Below are 13,254 nucleotides of genomic sequence, written 5' to 3' on the forward strand. Positions count from 1 at the left end.
CCCACCTGCTCAGCAGCGCGGAGTTGCGTCGGCTCACCGACCTGGCCGCCGAGCCATCCTCGACGGTCGTGGTGGCCACCCAGCCGCGCGACCAGGACGAAGACCTGCAGGCGTTGATCACCGCCATCGAGCGGGAGAAGCCTCGAATCACGTTGACGCCAAGGTCATCTGGCGAGATTTCTCGGTTGATGACCGACCCGTCCGGCCATCCGCCCCGGACCGAGCTGGTCACCACCATCGTCGCCACCACGGCCGGAATTCCCTTTCTGTTGGCGGCCGCGCTCGCGTCGGCTCGCCCGTACTCGGCAGGGTCCATCGCCCAGGCCGCGACCTTCGCCCTCATCGACCGGCTGAGGCGGCTCGGCGAACCCGAACTCGACGCGCTGCTGATCACCTCGCTCAGCCGCGACCTGGGTGCCGCCGACCTGGCTGCGGCACTGGACATTCCGGCCGAGCAGGCCAGGGCGCTGGTCGACCGGGCCCGCGCCACCGGACTGGTCGAACCAGCGCACAGTCCGCAGTTCCTGCGTTCGGTGCACCGCGCGGCCGCGCAGATCCTGGGAACCGCCCACCATCACGAGATCGAGACGGCGCTGCTGCGCTCACAGATCGCGATGGCCACGCTGTCGCCGGACCTCGCGCTGCGGCTGGCCGAACACGGTGTGCGCGACGAGCAGCTGGCCGAGGTCTTGCGCAGGCAAGCCGGCAGCACCCGCACCGATCCCGCCGCGACCGCGGCGCTCTACCGGGCAGCGGTCGACGCCGGCGCGGGGGAACTGCGCGGTCAGCTGGCCGACGCGCTGGCCCTGGCCGGCGAGTGCACGGCGGCGGCCGGCGAAGCCGACGACTTGCTCGCCTCGCCGAACCCCGCCGAGCGGGCCGCGGCGGTACGGGTGGCCGCCAGCGTCGCGATGCACAACGGCAACTGCGCGCAGGCTGCCGAGCTGTTCGGCTGGCTGGGTCCCTATCCCGACGCGACGGTCAGCGCCGCAGCGGCGATCGTGCTGACCGCCGCCGGCGACGCCGCCGCGGCGCAGCGCGCACTGGCCACCGAGAATGCTGGGCCGCCGACCTCGGCCGCGCGCGCGGCTCGCAGCCTGGCCGACGGTCTGCTGTCGACGCTGCGCGACCCCTATTCGGCGGCGGCGGTCAAACTCGGTGCCGCGATGGCCGCGGAGCACTCGCCGGCCCAGGTATTACCGGACAGCCCGGCGGCGCTGGTCACCCTCGCGGCGCTGCACGGCGGCGATCCGGTCCGCGCACGCAGCGTCATCGCCAGGGCGGTGCGCGCGGACCGCGACGGCGAGGACGCGCTGTTCGGGCACCGGCACCGGCTGCTGCTGGGCTGGACCACGATGCTCGAGGGCCGATTTACCACGGCCGCGGCCGAGACCACCGGAATCGACGGCGGCTATCGCCGGGATGCGCTGTGGGCCGCGGCGCTGCGCACCGCGGTGGCACGCCGCGGCGGCGACAGCGGCGCGCTGTACAAGCACTGGTATGCGGCGATGGAGGTGCTGGTCGAATACTCGGTCGATCTGTTCTCCTTGCTTCCGCTGGGGGAGCTCTGGGTGGCGTCGGCGCGGATCGGGCAGCAGGAGCGGCTGGCGCCGGCGCTCGAGCAGGCCTTCGGCTTACTGGGGTCGTTGGGTGATCCGCCGACCTGGTCGGTTCCGCTGCGCTGGGCCGGAGTGCACGCCGGGATCCTGGCCAACGATCCCGCCGCGGTAGCCCCACACGGGCAGGCGCTCACCACGGCCGCCGCGCACAGTCCGTTCGCCAAGGCGCTGGCGGTGGCCGGCCGTACCTGGCTGCGGGTGCTCGCCGGCCAGGTCGACGCCGAGGAGGTCGGTGCCGCCGCGCGCGGACTGGCCCAGTTCGGGCTCACCGCGGACGCCACTCGGCTGGCCGGGCAGGCTGCGCTGCAGACCTCCGATGCGAAGGTGTCGGGCCTGATGCTGCAGGTGGCGCGTGACTTGAAGCTGTCGGTGGGCGACAGCGCGGGCGAGGACGGCCAACCCCGCGTCATCGAGCCGGGCGTCGGCGGCTCGGCGGGAGCCCGGCCGGCGTCCTCGCCGTTGTCCGACCGGGAGCGGGAGGTGGCCGAGCTCCTCTTGCTGGGCATGCCGTACCGCGATATCGGCGCGCAGTTGTTCATCTCCGCGAAGACCGTCGAGCATCATGTCGCCCGGATTCGTCGTCGGCTCGGCGCGGAATCGCGGTCGGAGATGCTGTCGATGTTGCGGGCGATCATGACGCCGGACAGCTGAGATCTCGGCGACCTCCTACCCAAGTTAGGACAGCCTTTGTAGCGGGGCTAATCGCTGGGATGCAACGATGAGCTGGAATGGAGTTAAGTTACCGGTCGGTAACTTAAGCTAAGTTACCATTGGGTAACTTACGACAGGGAGGCTGTCTGTGACCGCTCTCGACTGGGGTCGGCTGATCGTCGGCCTGCTGGCCACCGCCATCGTGCTGGTGTTCGCCGCTCGCCGTGTGCAGTTCTTGACCCGGCTGATTCGGTCGGGTCAGCCCGTCGGCGACGAGGGCGGCCGCAAAGACGACATCCCGGATCGCATCAAGGCGCAGTTCACCGAGGTCTTCGGCCAGAAGAAGCTGCTGAAGTGGTCCATCCCGGGCATCGCCCACTTCTTCACCATGTGGGGCTTCTTCATCCTCGCCACGGTGTACCTGGAGGCCTACGGCGTCCTGTTCAATCCGGAATTCCACATTCCGCTGGTCGGCCGCTGGGATGCCCTCGGGTTCCTGCAGGACTTCTTCGCCGTCGCGGTGCTCCTCGGCATCATCGTCTTCACCATCATCCGGCTGCGCTCCGAACCCAAGGAATACGGCCGGTCGTCGCGGTTCTACGGTTCACACACCGGTGGCGCCTGGCTCATCCTGTTCATGATCTTCCTGGTCATCGCTACCTACGCGTTCTTCCGCGGCGCTTCCGTCAACGCCCTCGGTGAGGACTTCCCCTACGGCTGGGGCGCGTTCTTCTCGCACGGCATGGCCGCCGTGCTGGCGCCCCTCGGCCACACCGCGAACGTCTGGATCGAGACCATCGCCCTGATGGGCCACATCGGCGTCATGCTGGCGTTCCTGCTGATCGTGCTGCACTCCAAGCACCTGCACATCGGTCTGGCCCCGATCAACGTCACCTTCAAGCGGCTGCCCAACGCGCTGGGCCCGCTGCTGCCCGTCGAGTACAAGGGCGAGCCGATCAACTTCGAGGATCCCGCCGAAGATGCGGTACTCGGCCGCGGCAAGATCGAGGACTTCACCTGGAAGGGCTACCTCGACTTCACCACCTGCACCGAGTGCGGCCGCTGCCAGTCGCAGTGCCCGGCATGGAACACCGGAAAGCCGTTGTCGCCCAAGCTCGTGATCATGAACCTGCGCGATCACCTGTTCGCGAAGGCGCCCTACATCATCGGCGGCAAGCCGATGCCGAGCGGCGACAACGAAGCCGAACAGTTCGCCTCCGCTGAGGGCGGCTTCGTCGAGACCAAGCATGACGCGCACGACCATGTTCCGGAGTCGGGCTTCGAACGCGTGATGGGCTCCGGCCCGGCGCAGGCGACCCGCCCGCTGGTGGGCACCGCCGAACAGCTCGGCGTGATCGATCCCGACGTGCTGTGGTCGTGCACCACCTGCGGCGCCTGCGTCGAGCAGTGCCCGGTGGACATCGAGCACATCGACCACATCGTCGACATGCGCCGCTACCAGGTGATGATGGAGTCCGAGTTCCCCGGCGAGCTCGGCGTGCTCTACAAGAACCTCGAAGCCAAGGGCAATCCGTGGGGGCAGAACGCCAAGGAGCGCCTCACCTGGATCGACGAGGTCGAGTTCGACATCCCCGTCTACGGCAAGGACGTCGAGTCGTTCGCCGGGTTCGAGTACCTGTTCTGGGTGGGTTGCGCCGGCGCCTACGAGGACCGCGCCAAGAAGACCACCAAGGCCGTCGCCGAACTGCTCGCCGCGGCCGGCGTGAAGTTCCTGGTGCTCGGCGACGGCGAGACCTGCAACGGTGACTCGGCTCGCCGCTCCGGCAACGAGTTCCTGTTCCAGCAGCTGGCCTCGCAGAACGTCGAAACCCTGAACGATCTGTTCGAAGGCGTCGAGCGGGTCGACCGCAAGATCGTGGTGACCTGCCCGCACTGCTTCAACACGCTGGGCCGCGAATATCCGCAGGTCGGTGGCACCTACACCGTCGTGCATCACACCCAGCTGCTCAACCGCCTGGTCCGGGACAAGAAGCTGGTGCCGGTCAAGGCCGTGGATGGTGGAGCCAACGTCACCTACCACGACCCGTGCTACCTGGGCCGGCACAACAAGGTCTACGACGCACCGCGTGAGCTGATCGACGCCTCGGGCGTGACGCTGAAGGAAATGCCCCGGCATGCCGACCGCGGCCTGTGCTGCGGCGCCGGTGGCGCGCGGATGTGGATGGAAGAGCACATCGGTAAGCGCGTGAACCACGAGCGTGTCGATGAGGCCCTCACCCTGGATCCGGCCAAGATCGCCACCGGCTGCCCGTTCTGCCGGGTGATGATCACCGACGGCGTCGGTGATCGCGAGAAGGCCGACGAGGTCGAGGTTCTCGACGTCGCTCAGCTGCTGCTGGGCTCGCTGGATCTGAGCTCGGTCACGCTGCCGGAGAAGGGAACGGCTGCCCGTGCAGCCGAAGCCGCCGCCGCGGCGGCACCGGCGCAGGCGCCTGCGGCTCCCGCCGCTGAGCCGGAATCCGCTCCCGCCGAGCCCGCCGCTGCCGCGCCGCCGGCGCCGGCCAAGGAAGCGCAGCCCGTCAAGGGCCTGGGTATCGCGGGCGGGGCCAAGCGGCCCGGCGCCAAGAAGGCCGACGCCCCCGCCGGCGAGGCCCCCGCGGCCGAAGCCGCAGCCGAAGCGCCGGCCGCTGCGCCGGTCAAGGGGCTGGGCATCGCGGGCGGGGCGAAGCGCCCCGGCGCCAAGAAGGCGGCCGCACCTGCATCCGCGGCGCCCGCCGCGGATGCACCGGCTGCGGAAGCGGCTCCCGCGGCCGAAGCCCCCGTCAAGGGGCTGGGCATTGCCGCAGGCGCGAAGCGCCCCGGCGCCAAGAAGGCGGCCGCCCCCGCGGCCGCGGCACCGGCAGCTACTGCACCGGCGGCTGAGGCTCCTGCGGCGGAAGCACCCGCGGCGCCAAAGGCCGAGCCTGTCCAGGAGCCGCCGGTCAAGGGTCTCGGCATCGCTGCCGGCGCCCGTCGCCCGGGCGCCAAGAAGCCTGCTGCCGCAGCCCCCGCCGCCGCACCCACGGAAAGCTCGGCACCCGAGCCGGCACCCGCCGCGGCACCAGAGCCCGCCGCCGAAGCCAAGGCCGAGGAGCCCAAGGCCGAGCAACCGCCGGTCAAGGGGCTTGGTATCGCCAAGGGAGCCCGCCCGCCGGGCAAGCGCTGACACCGCACTCGCGGCGGGTCAGCGGCCTCACTTGACGCCGGGGCACTTCCCCGGGGCTGGCGGCGTGCTGACCGTGGCGCTGACCACCTGAAGCACGCCGTCGTTGACCTGGGTGCCCGAGGCTTTCAGGCAGGATCCCGGCGTGATGGCCAACGCACTGGTGTTGTCCCGGCGCTGGAACTTGGTCTTGTCGCCCACCGGCACTGTCGTCGGTGCCCCGTCGGTATCAGCCACCAGCACCGACGGGCCGTTGACAGCCGTCACTGCACCGGTGGCCGTCTTCTCGTCGTGGAACTGCTTGCATTTTCCGCTGGCCGGGGCAGTGCTGACGGTGATGGTGTTGGCGGGTGCAGGCGGAGCGCCGGGGGCTGAAACCCCGTGCGAGATGGCGACGCAGCTGCCGACGACGACGGCACGAAGATCGACCGGGGTGACTTGGGAGACCTTGGTCGCGGCAGTGATGTCCACCCTGCTAGGACCGGTCTTGGTCGTGACGGTCACCGTGCTCTGGGCGATCGAGGCGACCGCGCCCTGCACCGTCACCTGAGGAGGCCCGGGCGGCGGAGTTGTCGTCGGCGCTGCCGAGGTCGGCGACGCCGAGGTCTGGCCCGGAGAGGTCGAAGCCGAGGTCGTCTGTTGCGAGTTGTTCGACGAGCCGCACGCGGTGAGACTCAAGGCGGTCGCCGTCATGACGGCGACGACGGCAGCGCATGCCGGACGCTGAAAACTGCTGGAGTGACCAATCACTCGCTCAGCGTAGCGACAGATCACATCCTTCGGAGCGGGTAGCGAAGCCCACAGGAAGCTCCCAGTTTGGTCGGCTCGGGACTACCCCTGCTCAGCCGATCTTGGTCAGCTGGAACGGGGCCTGCGTGATCTGGCCGCCCGGGCAGTCACCGTTCGAGTCGGCGGTGATCGTGCCGCTGAGCGTGGCGGCATTGACCGAGTAGGCAATGCGCACCGGGGCGTAGCTGCCGTTATCGCAGACGATCCCGTCGGGCTTGGTGACGGTGAAGTTCCACAATCCGTCCGTGTAGGTGGCCACACTGGTCCAGCCCACCGTGCTGGAGAGATTGGCGGTGCACCCGTTCACCACGGGAACGCAGTTCGACGATGCCGTCACCACGGCCCCGTCGTCCCCGCCCCGGACGGAATAGGTGCCGTTGATCAGCGCCGGATCGGCGGACGCAGAAACAGCAAAGGTCAGTGCGGCCGCCGTCGACAGCGCAGCTGCAGCCGTCAAAGTGGGTGTGATCTTCACGGTTATCCCTTTGCGCCGTCGAGCCGATGATGACGACCCAAGCTAGCAGTGAATTCACTGGTTCCAGCCCTGCCTGCACAGCAGAGTCACAGTTGTATCCGAGGTGTCCCTCAATCGTGACTTCGCAGGTCACAGCAAAGGCATAAATGGTCACAGGAAAAACGAATTTGCGTGGGAATGGGAGAATTGCTGCTGTGACGACCCACCAGTTGCCGTGGCACGGCACCAGCCAGCACCCTCGGCCACGCACGTTCACGCAGTCCACCAAGCTGCAGGACGTTCTCTACGAGATCCGCGGGCCGATCCACGAGCACGCCAACCGGCTGGAGAACGAGGGTCACCGCATCCTCAAACTCAACATCGGCAACCCCGCGCCGTTCGGCTTCGAAGCCCCCGACGTGATCATGCGCGACATGATCGCCGCACTGCCCGACGCGCAGGGCTACTCCGACTCCAAGGGCATCGTCAGCGCACGGCGGGCCGTGTTCACCCGCTACGAACTGGTGGAGAACTTCCCGAGATTCGACATCGAGGACGTCTACCTCGGCAACGGCGTCTCCGAGCTCATCACGATGACGCTGCAGGCACTTCTCGACAACGGCGACCAGGTGCTGATTCCCGCGCCCGACTATCCGCTGTGGACGGCATCGACCGCGCTGGCCGGCGGCACCCCGGTGCATTACCTGTGCGACGAGACCAACGGCTGGATGCCCGACGTCGCCGACCTGGAGTCCAAGATCACCGACCGCACCAAGGCGCTGGTCGTGATCAACCCGAACAACCCCACCGGCGCCGTCTACAGCCGCGAAATCCTGCAGCAGATGGTCGAATTGGCGCGTAAGCATCAGCTGCTGCTGCTCGCCGACGAGATCTACGACAAGATCCTCTATGACGACGCCAAGCACATCAGCCTGGCATCGCTGGCGCCGGATCTGCTGACCCTGACGTTCAACGGACTGTCGAAGGCCTACCGGGTGGCCGGCTACCGCTCGGGCTGGCTGGTCATCACCGGCCCCAAGGAACACGCCAGCAGTTTCATCGAAGGCATCAGCCTGCTGGCCAATATGCGGCTGTGCCCCAATGTTCCTGCCCAACATGCCATTCAGGTGGCGTTGGGCGGTCACCAGAGCATCGACGACCTGGTCCTGCCGGGCGGGCGACTGCTCGAACAGCGTGATGTCGCGTGGAACAAGCTCAACGAGATTCCCGGGGTGTCCTGCGTCAAGCCGACCGGTGCACTGTACGCGTTCCCGCGGCTGGACCCCGAGGTGCACGACATCCACGACGATGAGCAGTTGGTGCTGGATCTTCTTCTGCAGGAGAAGATTCTGGTCACCCAGGGCACCGGCTTCAACTGGCCGGCGCCGGATCACCTGCGCATCGTGACCCTGCCGTGGTCGCGCGACCTGTCCCGGGCCATCGAACGCCTCGGCAACTTCCTGGCCAGCTACCGGCAGTAACCCTTCAGCGCGCCGGCTCTACCCTGTCGGGGTGACGCATTCGCATTCACACTCCGGTCCGGCGCCGCTGAGTCCGCTCGCCGCCCGGATCGTGGTGATCGCGCTGGCCGTGGTCGGGTTGGCGACGGTCGTCGGCGCGGTCTTGCTGTGGCCCAGCGGATCGAAGGTGGACATTCCCCTGCCGTTCCAGAACGCCGCCGGTGGAGCGGTCACCACCGAAGGCGGTCACGTGGTGTCCAGCAGCCTCGCCGACTGCGGCAGCCCGTCGAGCGGTCAAGTCCTCACGGCGGCGCCTGCGCCCGGAGTTGCAGGCAGCGGCAGCTGCGTGCAGACGGTGGTGGCCATCGACAGCGGGCCCAACCAAGGCGCCACCACGATGCTGGAGTTCTCCCCCGGTCCTGGTCAGCCGAACCTGTTGGCGGGTGACACCATTCGGATCTTCCGCCAGGTGGATCAGCAGGGTTCGACGAGTTACGCGTTCTACGACTACGAGCGCACGTGGCCGCTGATCGCGTTGGCGGCGGTGTTCGCGATCGTCATCGTGGCGGTGGCGCGGTGGCGCGGGCTGCGGGCGCTGGGCGGGATCATCGTCGCCTTCGTGGTGCTGGTGGCGTTCCTGCTGCCGGCGTTGCGGGACGGTGCCCCGGCGGTCCCCGTCGCGCTGGTCGCGTCGGCGGCCATCCTGTTCGCCGTCATCTACTTGGCGCACGGCGTCAGTCTGCGCACCAGCGCAGCGCTGCTCGGCACCCTGACCGCAATGCTGCTGGCCGCCGGATTGTCCTGGGCGGCAATCGAGCTCGCCCATCTGACCGGGTTGTCGGAGGACCAGAACAACGAGGTCGCCGCCTACCTGGGCCATGTCTCCATTCAGGGCCTGCTGCTGGCCGGCTTCATCATCGGTTCGCTGGGTGTGCTCAACGACGTGACGATCACCCAGGCGTCGGCGGTGTTCGAGCTCGCCGAGGCGGGTCATGGGACCCGGCGGCAGATCTTCAGCAGCGCCATGCGCATCGGTAGTGATCACATCGCCAGCACGGTGTACACCCTGGTGCTGGCCTACGCCGGCAGCTCGCTGCCACTGCTGTTGTTGTTCAGCGTGGCCAATCGCTCGCTGTCGGACGTGCTGACCAGTGAGAGTGTGGCCATCGAGATCGCCCGCTCGGCGGTGGGAGGCATCGCTCTGGCGTTGTCGGTGCCGCTGACCACCGCGATCGCCGCGGTGCTCGCTAGCCCTGGTCCAGCAGTCTCAGCAGGTAAGCGCCATAGCCTGACGTGACCAGGTCGGCCCCGCAGCGGGCCAGCTGCTCGTCGTCGATGAAGCCCATCCGCCAGGCCACCTCTTCGGGGCAGGACACCTTGAGCCCTTGGCGGTATTCGATGGTGCGGACGAAATCGCTTGCGTCCAAGAGCGAATCGAAGGTGCCGGTGTCCAGCCAGGCGCTGCCGCGCGGCAGTACCTCGACGGTCAGCCGGCCCTGACCCAGGTAGGTCTGGTTGACCTCGGTGATCTCGAGTTCACCGCGCGGCGAGGGCCGCAGGCCGCGGGCGATCTCGACGACGTCGTTGTCGTAGAAGTACAGGCCTGGCACGGCGTAGTTCGACTTGGGCGCCACCGGCTTTTCCTCCAGCGACAGCGCGGTGCCGTCCGCGGCGAATTCGACCACGCCGTAGGCCGACGGGTCGGCCACCCGGTAGGCGAAGATCGCCGCGCCGTCGACGTCGGCGAATCGGCTCAAGCTGGTGCCCACTCCGGGCCCGTAGAAGATGTTGTCGCCCAGGACAAGTGCAACGGTGCCGGCTCCGATGTGGTCGGCGCCGATCAGAAAGGCCTGGGCCAGGCCGTCGGGCTGATCTTGGACCGCGTAGCTGATGTTGATGCCGAGCCGCGAGCCGTCACCGAGGAGGCGGCCGAACGCCGGGGCGTCATGTCCGGTGGTGATCACCAGGATGTCGCGGATGCCCGCCATCATCAGCGTGCACAGCGGGTAGTAGATCATCGGCTTGTCGAAGACGGGCAGCAGCTGCTTGCTGACCCCCATGGTGATCGGATACAGCCGCGTCCCCGACCCGCCGGCCAGGATGATCCCGCGCAAGCCGGTCAGACCTGCAGGTCTTCGTCGGACAGCTCGGTGGCGGCCAGTGCGGCGGCCAGGTCGTCGTGACGGAACACCGAGGTGACGTGGTCGTGCACCACGCGGAAGGCCGAGGCCGCGGTCCGCACGTCCGACGGGTCGGTCTTGGAGGTCATCCGTTCCCCGACGACGACCACGCCGTCGCGGTAGTAGATGTCGCCGACCTCGATGGTGGCCGCGGTGCTCTGTGCCCAGTCGCGCAGGGCGGCATGGCCTTGGGCGGCACCGCCGGCGTCACCGATCTCGATGTCGTCGCTGGACAGCGAGACCAGCGTGTCGAGGTCCGCGCTGCTCAGCGCGTCGTGCCAGGCCAGAACGGTGGCGATCTCCGAAGTGCTCATTGGGCTCAAACTACCGGTCTAGAACGGCGTGCGTGCCAGCCAGGTGTCCCAGACACCGTGGTCGCCGAATACCTCCAGGCCTGCCTCGGCGGCGGTGCGCCGGCGCACAACGGCCAGCAGCACGTCGCGGGCCGGCCCGCGCAGCGCGACGGTGGCCTTGCCGTGCTCGTGGTCGACGGCGATTCCGTCGGGCCGGCCAAGGATGGTCCACTCCCCGGCGTCGCCGAGACCGTCGTCGGTGGCGTGCAGATGCACCGACTGGCCGTCCCCCACCGGCCGGTCACCGCCGGCCGGGCCTTCCTCGTCGGCCTGGATGACCACCCGTTCCAGCCATTCGGTGATGGCGTCGGCGGCCAGCGCGGGGTCGACGTCGTAGTCGACACCCAATGCGATCGCGGCATCGGCGCGATGGACCAGCACCTCGTGCAGGCGCCGGCGGATCCACCACGCGGCCGGTCGTGGCCCGAGGAACGTCCACACCGGGGTGTCGGCGCCCGTGCGTGCGACGGCGTCGACGAGTTGCTGGGCGCCGGCGTGCAGCCAGGCGATCTCGTTGTCCCGGCCGGCCGGCGGCTTGCCACCCTCGACGGTGCGCGGGTCGATGAAGTCCATCGACTGCTCGGCGACGATCTGGGCGCACCATCGATCACCGCGACCGACGTGGCGCATCAGCTGCTCCAGCGTCCACTCCGGGCAGGTCGGCACCGGAATCGACAGGTCGGCGTCGCGCAGAAGGTCGGCGAACGCCGCGTTTTCGGCGATCAGAGCGGTTGCGAAGTCCACTCGAGAAACCTACGTCACCACTGGGCGGCCCAGCGCGTAAACGTGCCATCCCGCGCCCGCCCAGCGCGCGGCGTCGAGGCAATTGCGGCCGTCGACAACGACTCTGGCCCGGACGGTCTGCGCAAGCTCGTCGGGGTCGAGGTCGACGAACTCCTGCCATTCGGTCAGCACCAGGACCACGTCAGCGCGGTGGCAGGCTTCCAGGGCGGAGGTGGAGTAGTTCAGCGTCGGGAAGATGCGCTGGGAGTTCTCCATGGCCTTCGGGTCGTAGACGTTGACCGCGGCGCCGTTGAGTTGCAGCATGCCGGCGACGTTGAGTGCCGGGGAATCGCGCACATCGTCGGATTCGGGTTTGAACGCAGCGCCCAGGACGGCGACGTTGGCGCCGAGCAGTGATCCGCCGCAGGCGGTGGTGGCCAGCTCGACCGTCCGGGTGCGTCGGCGCATGTTGATGCTGTCCACCTCGCGCAGGAAGGTGAGCGCGTGGCTGGCGCCCAGCTCGCCGGCGCGGGCCATGAAGGCGCGGATGTCTTTGGGCAGGCAGCCGCCGCCGAAACCCAGCCCGGCGTTGAGGAATCGGCGTCCGATCCGCGGGTCGTAGCCCAGGGCGTCGGCCAGCAGGCGGACGTCGGCGCCGGCGGCCTCGCACACCTCGGAGATGGCGTTGATGAACGAGATCTTGGTGGCCAGGAAGGCGTTGGCGGACACCTTGACCAGTTCCGCGGTCTGCAGATCGGTCAGCAGGAAGGGCACGTCCTGTGCCAGCAGGGGTGCGTACATCTCGCGCAGCACCGCCTCGGCGCGCACCGAATCCGGTTGCACCCCAACGACGATGCGGTCCGGGTGCAGGGTGTCCTGCACAGCGAAGCCCTCACGCAGGAATTCCGGGTTCCAGGCGACTTCGACGTCGACTCCGTCTCGGGCCAGCGTCCGGGCACGCCGGCTCAGTTCGGCGGCGGTGCCGACGGGAACCGTAGACTTCCCGACGATCACCGCGGGGCGCGTCAGCCGGGGCACCAACTCGTCGATGACGGCGTTGACGTGGCGCAGGTCGGCGCCGTATTCGCCCTTCTTCTGCGGGGTTCCGACGCCCAGGAAATGCACGTCGGCAAAGTCGGCCGCGGCATCGTAGTCGGTGGTGAACTGCAGGCGACCGGCAGAAAGATTGTCCTGCAACATCTTTGCCAGTCCCGGCTCATAGAACGGGATGTCTCCTGAGGACAGTTTGGCGATCTTGCCGGGGTCGATGTCGATCCCGACGACCTCATGGCCCAGTTCGGCCATGCCGGCGGCGTGGGTTGCTCCTAGATAACCGGTGCCAAAGACTGTGCAGCGCATACTGCCTCTCTAGGCGACCGCGATGAGCTGACCGCGTCGTGACACTGAGCGCGAGGCTAACGCCCGGTGAACTCAGCGCCGGTCGTCAGTGCCCGAAACTCGGGAACGGCCACAGCGGGCTCTGCGAGCCACCACCGGAGCTGCGGGATCCGCCGGATCCGCTGGACCGGGAGCCGTCGGAGCCCGAGCTCGAGCCACCCGAGCCGTAGCCGCCCGAACCCGAGCTCGACCCACCGGATCCGGAGCCATAACCACCCGAACCGGAGCCGTAACCGCCCGATCCGGCCGCCGGCGGCACCTCCGGGGTCACCGGCGTGGACGGCTGCTGCGAGGGCAGGGTCGGGTACGAGGGCTCCTGGGACGGCGGCGACGACGGATACGTCGGGGTCTGTGTCGGCGGGTCGGTCGGATAGGTCGGCGTCTGGGGCGTCGACGGGTAGGTCGGGTAGTGCGGCGCCCGGGGCGGGCGCAGGAACGGCGGCAAGAGCGGGGGCAGCACGATC

At 68.6% G+C, this 13,254-nt stretch carries 10 protein-coding genes and 1 pseudogene; 4 read left to right on the forward strand and 7 right to left on the reverse strand.

Annotation, left to right across the window (positions count from 1 at the left end; translation table 11 throughout):
- Both iniR and MSZK_RS15830 read left to right on the forward strand, forming a co-directional pair.
- Positions 1 to 2,270, forward strand: a 2,270-nt coding sequence (gene iniR, locus MSZK_RS15825; protein WP_099249373.1) for an isoniazid response ATPase/transcriptional regulator IniR, incomplete at its 5' end; no start/stop codon positions are given.
- 148 nt (positions 2,271 to 2,418) lie between these two features.
- Positions 2,419 to 5,436, forward strand: a complete 3,018-nt coding sequence (locus tag MSZK_RS15830; RefSeq protein ID WP_099249375.1) for a (Fe-S)-binding protein — start codon at positions 2,419 to 2,421, stop codon at positions 5,434 to 5,436.
- Positions 5,437 to 5,463: 27 nt separating this feature from the next.
- On the opposite strand, the gene MSZK_RS15835 is transcribed toward MSZK_RS15830, so the two are convergent.
- Positions 5,464 to 6,126, reverse strand: coding sequence for a hypothetical protein (locus MSZK_RS15835; RefSeq protein WP_142389939.1), 663 nt, complete (start codon positions 6,124 to 6,126; stop codon positions 5,464 to 5,466).
- 148 nt (positions 6,127 to 6,274) lie between these two features.
- Entirely contained in the window at positions 6,275 to 6,697 is a 423-nt protein-coding gene (locus tag MSZK_RS15840; protein ID WP_099249379.1) for a hypothetical protein, read from the reverse strand.
- 146 nt (positions 6,698 to 6,843) lie between these two features.
- On the opposite strand from MSZK_RS15840, the gene MSZK_RS15845 reads away from it, so the two are divergent.
- Together MSZK_RS15845 and MSZK_RS15850 are read left to right on the forward strand one after the other, a co-directional pair.
- Positions 6,844 to 8,157, forward strand: a complete 1,314-nt coding sequence (locus MSZK_RS15845; RefSeq protein WP_371411343.1) for a pyridoxal phosphate-dependent aminotransferase — start codon at positions 6,844 to 6,846, stop codon at positions 8,155 to 8,157.
- A 31-nt stretch (positions 8,158 to 8,188) separates the two neighbouring features.
- Entirely contained in the window at positions 8,189 to 9,433 is a 1,245-nt protein-coding gene (locus tag MSZK_RS15850; protein ID WP_099249381.1) for a YibE/F family protein, read from the forward strand.
- Here the strand turns inward: MSZK_RS15850 and rfbA are convergent.
- The 5 genes and pseudogenes from rfbA to MSZK_RS15875 form a co-directional block, all read right to left on the reverse strand.
- A complete protein-coding gene (gene rfbA / locus MSZK_RS15855; RefSeq protein WP_099249383.1) occupies positions 9,384 to 10,250 on the reverse strand; it encodes a glucose-1-phosphate thymidylyltransferase RfbA in 867 nt (288 codons plus the stop codon). The two genes, MSZK_RS15850 and rfbA, sit on opposite strands and share 50 nt — an antisense overlap.
- 5 nt (positions 10,251 to 10,255) lie before the next feature.
- On the reverse strand, positions 10,256 to 10,630 hold the full coding sequence (locus tag MSZK_RS15860) for a nuclear transport factor 2 family protein (RefSeq protein ID WP_099249385.1): 375 nt from the start codon (positions 10,628 to 10,630) through the stop codon (positions 10,256 to 10,258).
- 18 nt (positions 10,631 to 10,648) lie between these two features.
- A complete protein-coding gene (locus MSZK_RS15865; protein ID WP_099249387.1) occupies positions 10,649 to 11,413 on the reverse strand; it encodes a maleylpyruvate isomerase family mycothiol-dependent enzyme in 765 nt (254 codons plus the stop codon).
- A 9-nt stretch (positions 11,414 to 11,422) separates the two neighbouring features.
- On the reverse strand, positions 11,423 to 12,751 hold the full coding sequence (locus tag MSZK_RS15870) for a UDP-glucose/GDP-mannose dehydrogenase family protein (protein WP_099249389.1): 1,329 nt from the start codon (positions 12,749 to 12,751) through the stop codon (positions 11,423 to 11,425).
- Between the two features lie 85 nt (positions 12,752 to 12,836).
- A pseudogene (locus MSZK_RS15875) lies at positions 12,837 to 13,254 on the reverse strand (hypothetical protein); the annotation flags it as partial.

Source organism: Mycobacterium sp. shizuoka-1 (assembly GCF_002723835.1).
GTDB lineage: Bacteria > Actinomycetota > Actinomycetes > Mycobacteriales > Mycobacteriaceae > Mycobacterium.